The organism is Rhodococcus sp. EPR-134 (genome assembly GCF_001647205.1).
In the GTDB taxonomy this organism is placed as follows: Bacteria; Actinomycetota; Actinomycetes; order Mycobacteriales; family Mycobacteriaceae; genus Rhodococcus_F; species Rhodococcus_F qingshengii.
This window is the reverse complement of sequence record NZ_LVCT01000278.1, coordinates 1-9,286: the sequence shown is the minus strand read 5'-3', so window position 1 is coordinate 9,286 and position 9,286 is coordinate 1. Positions and strand designations below refer to the sequence as shown.

General features: G+C 62.0%; 8 protein-coding genes. 4 read left to right on the top strand and 4 right to left on the bottom strand.

Translation table 11 applies throughout. The features are described from left to right. The coding region (locus A2J01_RS12430; protein ID WP_064112809.1) for a glycerol-3-phosphate dehydrogenase/oxidase at positions 1-1,185 on the bottom strand (1,185 nt) is incomplete at its 3' end. 108 nt (positions 1,186-1,293) lie between these two features. On the opposite strand from A2J01_RS12430, the gene glpK reads away from it, so the two are divergent. Together glpK and A2J01_RS12420 are read left to right on the top strand one after the other, a co-directional pair. After that, positions 1,294-2,784 (top strand): glycerol kinase GlpK, encoded by a 1,491-nt coding sequence (gene glpK / locus A2J01_RS12425; RefSeq protein WP_064112808.1) that lies wholly within the window; start codon positions 1,294-1,296, stop codon positions 2,782-2,784. A 171-nt stretch (positions 2,785-2,955) separates the two neighbouring features. Further along, complete coding sequence (locus tag A2J01_RS12420; protein WP_042449618.1) at positions 2,956-4,371, top strand: MFS transporter; 1,416 nt, start codon at positions 2,956-2,958, stop codon at positions 4,369-4,371. Here the strand turns inward: A2J01_RS12420 and A2J01_RS12415 are convergent. After that, the gene (locus A2J01_RS12415; protein ID WP_030535055.1) at positions 4,368-5,264 is read right to left on the bottom strand and encodes a LysR substrate-binding domain-containing protein; all 897 of its coding nucleotides are present in this window, start codon (positions 5,262-5,264) and stop codon (positions 4,368-4,370) included. The genes A2J01_RS12420 and A2J01_RS12415 overlap by 4 nt on opposite strands. Before the next feature lie 83 nt (positions 5,265-5,347). Between A2J01_RS12415 and A2J01_RS12410 the strand changes: the two genes are divergently transcribed. Further along, the gene (locus A2J01_RS12410; RefSeq protein ID WP_228232565.1) at positions 5,348-6,262 is read left to right on the top strand and encodes a CoA transferase subunit A; all 915 of its coding nucleotides are present in this window, start codon (positions 5,348-5,350) and stop codon (positions 6,260-6,262) included. Next, complete coding sequence (locus A2J01_RS12405) at positions 6,259-7,044, top strand: CoA-transferase subunit beta (protein WP_063316654.1); 786 nt, start codon at positions 6,259-6,261, stop codon at positions 7,042-7,044. Before A2J01_RS12410 ends, A2J01_RS12405 begins: the two co-directional genes overlap by 4 nt. On the opposite strand, the gene A2J01_RS12400 is transcribed toward A2J01_RS12405, so the two are convergent. Together A2J01_RS12400 and A2J01_RS12395 are read right to left on the bottom strand one after the other, a co-directional pair. Beyond that, on the bottom strand, positions 7,025-8,206 hold the full coding sequence (locus tag A2J01_RS12400; protein ID WP_064112807.1) for an aminotransferase-like domain-containing protein: 1,182 nt from the start codon (positions 8,204-8,206) through the stop codon (positions 7,025-7,027). The genes A2J01_RS12405 and A2J01_RS12400 overlap by 20 nt on opposite strands. 181 nt (positions 8,207-8,387) lie before the next feature. Beyond that, a partial coding sequence (locus A2J01_RS12395) for an NAD(P)H-quinone dehydrogenase (RefSeq protein ID WP_156519256.1) occupies positions 8,388-9,286 on the bottom strand: 899 nt, incomplete at its 5' end.

Genomic DNA, 9,286 nt, shown 5'->3' with positions numbered 1-9,286 from the left:
TTCTGCTGCGACATCGACGGCGTCTTCCGCCATGACCCGATACGTCGTGTACTTTCCACCGGCGATGGCGACCAGGCCTGGAGCCACACGGGCAACGGCGTGCTCGCGCGAGAGCTTCGACGTCTCGTCGCTCTCACCGGCAAGCAGCGGACGCAGGCCTGCGTAGACACCGTCGATGTCGGCGTGCGCCAGCGGCGTGACCAGGACGGAGTTCACGTGACCGAGGATGTAGTCGATATCTGCTTTGGTTGCCGCTGGATGTGCGAGATCCAAGTTCCAGTCGGTGTCGGTGGTGCCGATTATCCAGTGACTGCCCCACGGAATGACGAACAGCACCGACTTCTCGGTACGCAGGATGATGGCGGCTTCACTGACGATGCGATCGCGTGGGACGACGATGTGTACGCCCTTCGACGCTCGCACCCGGAACCGTCCGCGCTGACGTGAGAGGGCCTGGATTTCGTCCGTCCAGACACCGGTTGCATTGATGACGACGTGACCCTTGACCTCCGCGGTACGGCCGTCTTCGCAGTCGCGAACACGAACTCCCGAGACCCGGTCCGCTTCACGCAGAAATCCCACGACCTGCGTCGACGTTCGGACAACCGCGCCGTAGTGGGCGGCGGTCCGTGCAACGGTCATGGTGTGCCGAGCGTCGTCGACGACGGTGTCGTAGTACTGGATGCCACCGGTCAGTGAACTGCGCTTGAGGCTCGGCGACATGCGCAGTGCGCCCGCCCGCGTCAAGTGCTTCTGGGAGGGGACCGATTTGGCGCCGCCCATCCGGTCGTAGAGGAAGATTCCCGCGGCCATGTACGGGCGTTCCCACACTCGGTGAGCCAAGGGGAACAGAAACTTCAGCGGCTTGACCAGGTGCGGAGCGAGCGTGGTCAGCGAGAGTTCGCGCTCACGCAACGCCTCACGAACGAGGCCGAATTCTAGTTGCTCGAGATAGCGGAGACCGCCGTGGAACATCTTCGACGAGCGACTGGACGTACCGGATGCGTAGTCACGGGCCTCGACCAACGCAACCTTCAGCCCGCGGGTGGCCGCATCGAGGGCCGCTCCGACACCGACGACACCACCGCCCACCACGACGACGTCGAATTGCTCGGTCTGAAGTTGTTCCCAAGCAGCTTCGCGCTGCTGCGGGCCGAGAAACTGCGCACCTTGCTGCTTACTCAACCCGGTCTCCTGTAAGTCGACGACGAATCCGTTTACAGGCTAGTAGCTTGATCCACATACTGCGACAGCGCACGGATTACTGCGAACACGCCCGAACCTAGGAGCACAGTGAATCAATACATCGCCGCCATCGACCAAGGCACGACGTCGAGCCGCTGCATGATCTTCGATCACGACGGCGCCGTGGTGAGCGTTGCGCAGAAAGAACACGAGCAGATTTTCCCGCGAGCAGGTTGGGTCGAGCACGATCCGGTGGCGCTGTGGATCAACACTCGGGAGGTGGTGGCCGGCGCTCTCGCGAAGGTCGATCTCACGCGGGCCGACATCGCTGCCGTCGGAATCACGAATCAGCGTGAGACGACCGTCGTTTGGGAACGTTCGACGGGTAAGCCGATCTACAACGCGATCGTGTGGCAGGACACGCGCACGGATCAACTGTGTGTCGAACTGGGCGGCGACGAGGGTCCGGACAAGTATCGAGACAAGACCGGACTACCACTCTCGACCTACTTCGCCGGGCCGAAGATCCGCTGGATTCTCGACAACGTCGACGGTGCGAAAGCAAAAGCGGAGGCCGGCGAATTGTGCTTCGGCACTGTCGACACGTGGATCGTGTGGAACCTGACCGAGGGCGTCCACGTGACAGATGTCACCAATGCGTCACGCACGATGCTGATGGATCTCGAGACCCTCCAGTGGGACGAATCGATCTGTGCGGACTTCGGAATCCCGATGTCGATGCTCCCGGAAATCCGTAGTTCCTCAGAGGTCTACGGCACAGGACGTCCACGCGGCAATCTCGCCGGTGTGCCGGTCGCCGGAATCCTCGGTGACCAGCAGGCAGCCACATTCGGCCAGGCCTGCCTCTCCGAGGGTGAAGCCAAGAACACCTACGGCACCGGCAATTTCATGCTTCTCAATACTGGCACGAAGCCGGTGCACAGCAAGCACGGACTACTGACGACCGTCTGCTACAAACTCGGCGAAGCCCCTGCCGTGTACGCACTCGAAGGTTCCGTCGCCGTGACGGGTTCCTTGGTCCAGTGGCTTCGAGACAATCTCGGAATCATTCAGAACGCCAAGGACATCGAGCCGCTCGCCGCAAGTGTCGACGACAACGGCGGCGCCTACTTCGTGCCCGCGTTCTCCGGGCTGTTCGCACCTCGGTGGCGACCGGATGCCCGGGGTGTCATCGTCGGTCTGACGCGCTTCGTCAACAAGGGACACCTGGCCCGCGCAGCGCTAGAGGCGACGGCACACCAGACCCGCGAGGTCATCGACGCCATGCGAGCGGATTCGGGAGTCGAACTGTCCGCACTGAAGGTCGACGGCGGCATGGTGGTCAACGAAACCCTGATGCAGTTCCAGTCGGACATCCTCGGAGTTCCCGTCATCCGCCCGGTGGTCAACGAAACGACAGCTCTCGGTGCTGCATACGCAGCGGGCCTCGCCATCGGTTATTGGGCCGACACCGAAGACATCCGCAACAACTGGGCCGTCGGCCAAACCTGGGAACCGGCGATGGACGAGTCCGAAAGGTCACGGCTGTACACGGAGTGGAACAAGGCCGTCGAGCGGACGTACAACTGGTCCGAGTAATCACCCCGATCCTTCCATACCGGAAGAGCTGATCATGGTCGCCCATTGATACTCCTGAGGTATCAATAGGCGACCAAGTTGGTATTGGACGTGACCTACACCACTCTGCGAATCTCATTCAGGCACGCCACGTTTCGGCGCCGCGAATGTTGCAGAGAAAGGTCGCCACGCATGAGTTCACCCACTCGCAGTTCCGAGGAGATCAACGCCAAGGCGCGAAGAGCCGGTATCGCTTCGTTCATCGGAACCACTATCGAGTGGTACGACTTCTACATCTACGGCACTGCCGCTGCCCTGGTATTCGGCGACATCTTCTTCTCCGACACTCTCCCGAACGGAGTCGGAACTCTCCTCGCCTTCATCACACTCTGGGCAGGCTTCCTCGCCAGGCCGATCGGCGGGATCATCTTCGGTCACCTCGGCGACCGGATCGGACGCAAGAACACTCTCGTCATCACCTTGATGATGATGGGTGTCGCCACGGTAGGCATCGGACTCCTCCCCACCTACGCACAGGTCGGGATCTGGGCGCCGATCGGTCTGGTCACCCTTCGCGTCATCCAAGGAGTCGCGGTCGGTGGCGAGTGGGGCGGCGCAGTGCTCATTGCCAGCGAGAATGCACCGAAGGGCAAGAGCATCCTCTACTCCGCGTTCGCCCAACAGGGCTCACCCGCCGGAAATCTGTTGGCCACCATCGCGTTCTTCCTTCTGTCCTCGATGCCGACGCCGTCGTTCCTCCTGTACGGATGGCGCATCCCGTTCATCATCTCGGCGGTGCTGGTCATTCTCGGGATGATCATTCGCCTCAAACTCGAAGAGTCGGACGAGATGAAGGCCGTTCTCGCACGCAAGAAGGTCGTCAAGCTTCCGCTCGCCGAAGTCTTGCGCAAGCACTGGGTACTGGTTCTCCTCGGCGCCGGCGCACTCCCCCTCGCCCAGGTCACCTATTTCAAGAACACCTTCGCATTGTCCTGGGCTACAAAAGAACTCGGATACGATCGAGGAACCTTCCTGGCCGCCATCGCGATCGCGCTCGTCGTGCAGTTCATCGTCCAACCTTTCGGTGCCGTCCTGGTCTCCAAGATCGACATGCGAAAAGCCATGTGCCTGATGGTGATACCGGAGTTCGTCCTCATGCCCGCCATGTTCTTCGCGATCCGAACCGGGAACTTCACCATCGCAGTCGTCGCGATGTGTCTGGCCACGATCCCGCACTCGATGTTCTACGGCGCCATCGCCGGCGTTCTCGCTCGGGCCTTCCCCGCCAACATCCGTTACACCGGTCTGTCGACGGCGTACCAATTGTGTTCCCTTGTCGTCGGCGGCGGAACTCCCGTACTGGCGCAGTGGATGCTCAACACGTCAGGCAATATCGTCGGGGTCGCGATCGTATCCGGGCTGTACGCCCTTGTCTCGCTGATCTGCACCCTGCTCCTGCTCCGACGTACCGGCTACAACGCGGGCGAACTCTCGACGGCCGAACAAGCGGACTACGACGAACTCGAACTCGAAAACACTCTTGTCGATATTGCGAACTCGCCGAAGTCCGAAGCGGGTGAGATTCCTACCGGTCGGGCAACCGTCTAGGCCAGGGACGGCAGCGCCTGCTCGGACAATTTCAACACTTCGAGAAGTGCAGGTCTGTCGTCTCCCTCTCGCCAGGCGATACGCAGTTGAAGAGGAGGAGGTGGGTCCATGACCGGAACAAAGACAACATCAGGATTCACGATGCTCTGGGCCACCGAGGAAATGGTCAACGAGCATCCGATTTCCGCGGACACCAGCGCGATCAACGACATCGAATCCGGTGCCGTCTGCACGATGCGAGCCAGGAACCCTGCGTTCTTCGAGGCAGTGAGCAGAGACTCCCGCAGAATCGAACCTGGCTCCGCCGGAAGCGTCACCCAATTCTCGGACTCCAATTCGATCAACCGAACCGAGTCCCTCGACGCCAACGGGTGGTCTTTGGACATGGCCACCAGAAAGTTCTCTTCGGCGATCAATCTCGACGTGATCCCGAGCGGCGGTACGGTCCACCGCACCATCCCGATGTCGAGTCGTCGATCGAGCAGCATCAACAACGCCTCGTTCGCGAAAGCAGAACTGTCGAGCACGAATTCGATACCGGGATTGGTCTTTCTCACCAATTTCGCCCACCGCCCGACGAGCAGATGCGAAGAAGTCCCCGCGAAACCCAGGCGAACGCGACCTGTCGTTCCCTTGCCTGCCGCAGACACCGCGATCTCGGCCATCCGGCACGCGTCCAGAATCTCGCGCGCCGGAAGCAGCAGCGCTTCACCGGCAGCAGTGAGCCGCACAGTTCGAGTGCTCCGATCGAACAACGGCGAACCGAGCTGTTTCTCGAATTGCCTGATCGTTCGACTCAGCGGCGGTTGCGCAATCCGAAGCCGCTGCGCCGCACGGCCGAAATGTAGCTCCTCAGCCACCGCGAGAAATGCGTTGATCTGATGAATTTCCACCCGACATTGTTGCGCCACACCGGCCGAACATGTCAAGTTCCGAAACCGACCGAGTGCGCGAAAGAACAAGAAGAGGTACACACGTGGACAAGACCCTCTCGATGAAAGAGGCCGTCGGCCGATACGTCGAAGACGGGATGACCGTTGCGCTGGAGGGATTTTCACATCTCATTCCTTTTGCCGCGGCACACGAGATCATCCGGCAGGGCAGAAAGGACCTCACGCTCTGCCGGATGACGCCGGACATCGTTTCCGATCAACTCGTCGCCGCCGGCTGCGTCCGAAAGCTGGTTGCCTCGTTCTTCGCCAGCGGCTCCGCAGGTTCTCTGTACGAGTTACGCAGACGCATCGAGAACCAGGACCCGCTCCCCCTCGAAGTCGAGGAATACAGTCATTACGGCATGGTGTGCCGGTATCAGGCGGGAGCGGCCAGGCTTCCCTTCTTCCCGCTGCGGTCGTACGCCGGTAGTGATCTACCCGCACTCAACCCACAACTGAGACTCGTCGAGGATCCGTACGGCGGCGGGAGCGTCTACGTTGTGCCGCCGTTGAATCCGGATGTGACGATCATCGGCGCACAGCGAGCGGACACGTCCGGGAACGCACAGATCTGGGGCATCGCCGGGGTGCAGCAAGAAGCCGTTTACGCCGCGAAGAAGGCGATCGTCGTTGTGGAAGAGCTGGTCGACGACGAGGTCATCAGGTCAGATCCGAGCCGAACTCTGATTCCCTCGCATGCAGTCGACGCGGTTGTCGTCTGCCCGCGCGGCGCGCACCCGTCGTACGCACAGGGATACTACGACCGCGATTGCGGCTTCTACCGACGCTGGACCGAGATTTCCAAAGACCCTTCGTTGCTGAGAAATTGGCTCGACGAATGGGTGTACACACTCGGCGATCACGACGAATATCTCGCCAAGCTCGGAGCCGACTACTGGTCGGATCTCGAGGTCGGACCAAAACTCTCCACACCAGTCGACTACGGGAGCAGACTGTGACCACCACGATTGTCAGCGGCAACACCACCTCCACCGAAACGATCGTCGCCGTCGCGGCACGCGAGTTGGCGGGTAAGCGCCGGGTCTTCGCCGGAGTCGGGCTCCCCACGCTCGCAGTCGATCTCGCGCGCCACACGTCGAATCCGGACGTAGAACTGATCTACGAATCCGGAGTGTGCGGCGCGCATCCGTCGGCGATGGCCGAAGGTATCGCCGACTCCGTCGTGGTCTCCGGCGCCGAATCCGTGCTCAGTATGGCCGCACTCTTCGGTTATGTCCTGCAAGGTGGCAACGTCGACGTCGGTTTTCTCGGGGCCGCTCAAATCGATCGAACGGGAAGCCTGAACACAAGTTTCATCGGTGACTGGAAGAACCCGACGGTCAGACTGCCCGGAGCAGGCGGGGCCGTCGAGATCATCGCGAACGCCGCCGAGATCTTCGTCGTGATGCGTCGCCACGACCTCAGTTCCTTTCCGGCCGAGCTCGACTTCTGCACCTCACCCAGCCCCGCCCGCGCCCACGCCAGCGGAAAGGGCATCATGCCGGCAGGTGCAGGAGTGACAAAGGTGTTCACCAACCTCGGTGTCCTGACACACCAGGGCCCCGGCGGCGAGTTGGAGCTGACCAGTGTCCACGAAGGCATCTCGGTCGATCAGGTGCGAGAGGCGACGGGATGGGATCTGGCCGTCGCCGACCACGTCACCGTCACCACCCCGCCGTCCGGTACGGAGATCGATCTGCTCCGCAACACTATCGACAAAGTCAGGCTGTACCTGCGGTGACACTGTCCCGGAGCCTGCCGACGGCGTCGACCAGCACCGCTTCGGGATACGTCGCGAAACACAGTCGAGCGCTTCGACCAAGGTCCGCTTCGACCGCGAAGGCCGAACCTGGGACAAATGCCACGCCATGCGCGAGCGCGGCACCCAGGAGTTCGGTGGTGTCGACGTCGTCGAGGAAATCCATCCAACAGAACATCCCGCCGCGGACCTCGGAAAAGCGTGCACGCCCACTCAATTCCGTCTCGGCGGCCGTGACCAACGCCTTCGCCCTCGCGCCGTACCCCGCTCGAAGCACGTCGAGATGCGCGTCGAACCATTCGACGTCGGAGAAGAGGTCTGCGGCGATCTGCTGGGTGAGCGAAGACCCGCACAGGTCAGCGCCTTGCTTGATCAGTTCGACCGCCTCGCAGACCTTTCGGTCGCCGTGCAGCCAGCCGACGCGCAGCGCCGGTGCCAACACTTTGGAAGCACTGGACAGCCGAATCACCCTGTCCGACAACGCCGCCAGCGGTGCGGGCGGTTTCTCGCCGAAGTACAGTTCGCCGTACGGGTCGTCCTCGAGCACCCAGAACCCGTATCGGTCCGCCAGTGCCGCCAAGTGCGCTCGCCGCTGCGCCGAAAGCACCGCGCCGCGCGGGTTGTGGAAATTGCTCACGGTGTGAACAACTTTGGGCCGAAGACCGGCGGCGAGTTTCGTCTCGAGCGCGTCGGTATCCATTCCGTCCTCGTCCAGCTGGACGGGAACGAGACGGGCCTGCGCCGTTCGAAAGACCTGCAGCGCACCGGTATATGCCGGTTCCTCCACGACCACAACGTCACCGGCGTCGAGGAGGACCTGCGCGAGCAAGCTCAAACCTTGCTGAGAACCGTGGGTGATCACGACTTCGGACACGTCGAGTGTCCGCCCGATCTTGGATGATTCGCGCTCGGCGATCACCTCACGGAGGCGCAGCAGGCCGGAGGTCTCGCCGTACTGAACGGACGAGGGGTCACCGAGTGCGTCGTGGGCTGCCTTCGAGATTCGCTCCCGCGGAATGAAATCGGGATCGGGCAGTCCGCCGGCCAAGCTGATGACGTCGGGCCGGGCAGTCAGGGTGAGCAGATCGCGAATTGCAGAACTACGGAGTCCGTCCATGCGAGCGGACAGCGCGGCGTGTGTCATATGAAGCTCCCAGGCACGCAGAATGAAGGTCAGAGGAAAAACACCCTGAGCCGTCCTGGGTCAACGGGGCGGGAGAGCGCCGAGATACCGACCCTTGATTCGGTCGGTATCTCGACTATCCCACCAATACTTCAGTATATGAAACAGAGTTCCCACATTGTAAGAAGACTCTGGTCGGTTGTCAGTCCAGGTCGTCGTGACGCATGAGCTGACGAGCAGCCTCGGTGATCGATCCGGTCAGCGACGGGTACACCGAGAACGTCTGCGCCAGGTCGTTGACCGTCAGGTTGTTCTGTACGGCGATCGCGATCGGCAGGATCAATTCCGAAGCAGTGGGTGCGACCACAACACCGCCGATGACCACGCCGGTAGCCGGGCGGCAGAAAATCTTCACGAATCCGCGACGCAAACCGGACATCTTGGCGCGCGGGTTGGTGTTGAGCGGCAACATGACGGTGCGCGCAGGCACCTCTCCGTTGTCGATCGCTGCCTGCGAAACACCCACCGTTGCAATTTCGGGGCGTGTGAAGACGGCCGACGCGACGGTCTTCAACTTGATCGGGCTGACGCCTTCACCCAGTGCGTGGTACATCGCGATACGTCCCTGCATCGCAGCCACCGACGCGAGCGGGAGCAGTCCGGTGCAGTCACCGGCAGCGTAGATACCGGAAACCGTGGTGCGCGAGACCCGGTCGACACGCAGGTATCCACCCTTGTCCAACTCGATGCCGACCCGCTCCAGGCCGAGACCGTTGGTGTTGGGGACGGAACCGACGGTCATCAGAGCGTGGCTTCCTTCGACCGTGCGGCCGTCGGAGAGCTTGACGACGATGCCCTTCTCGGTGCGCTCGACGGCGTCCGCGCGGGCGTGCTTGACGAGGGTGACACCGCGCTCGGCGAGGGCGTCCTCGAGCACGAGCGCCGCATCGGCATCCTCGCCGGGCAGAACACGGTCGCGACTGGACACGAGCGTGACCTTGACGCCCATCTCGGTGTACGCGGAGACGAACTCGGCACCGGTGACACCGGAACCGACCACGACCAGGTGCTCGGGAAGCTCGTCCAAGTCGTAGAGCTGGC

What these genes read in the sequence shown, in the direction of transcription:
- A2J01_RS12420 (WP_042449618.1), top strand. Translation starts at nt 2,956, where the DNA reads ATGAGTTCACCCACTCGCAGTTCCGAGGAGATCAACGCCAAGGCGCGA.
- A2J01_RS12400 (WP_064112807.1), bottom strand. Translation starts at nt 8,206, where the DNA reads ATGACACACGCCGCGCTGTCCGCTCGCATGGACGGACTCCGTAGTTCT.